This window comes from Vogesella mureinivorans (genome assembly GCF_007644035.1).
In the GTDB taxonomy this organism is placed as follows: domain Bacteria; phylum Pseudomonadota; class Gammaproteobacteria; order Burkholderiales; family Chromobacteriaceae; genus Vogesella; species Vogesella mureinivorans.
In genome coordinates, this window is record NZ_VMTV02000388.1 from 1 (window position 1) to 252 (window position 252).

The 252-nt window shown below is 65.9% G+C and carries 1 protein-coding gene; it reads left to right on the top strand.

The genetic code is table 11. The annotated features are described in order from the left end of the window. Positions 1 to 252 (top strand): 1-acyl-sn-glycerol-3-phosphate acyltransferase (locus FLQ44_RS11145; RefSeq protein WP_206208825.1); only part of this gene is annotated, 252 nt, incomplete at both ends.

Below are 252 nucleotides of genomic sequence, written 5' to 3' on the forward strand. Positions count from 1 at the left end.
GGGCCAATCCGCTGTACTCGGCCGTGTTCAGCGAGTACGTCGCCAGCCTGATCACCCGCGGCGTGTCGATCGAATACTTCATCGAAGGCGGTCGCTCGCGCACCGGCCGCCTGTTGCAGCCCAAGGCCGGCATGCTGGTGATGACCCTGCGCGCCTTCCTGCGCCAGCCGCGGCGGCCAGTGGTGTTCCAGCCGGTCTACATCGGCTACGAGAAGGTGATGGAGGGCAGGAGCTACATCGCCGAACTCTCCT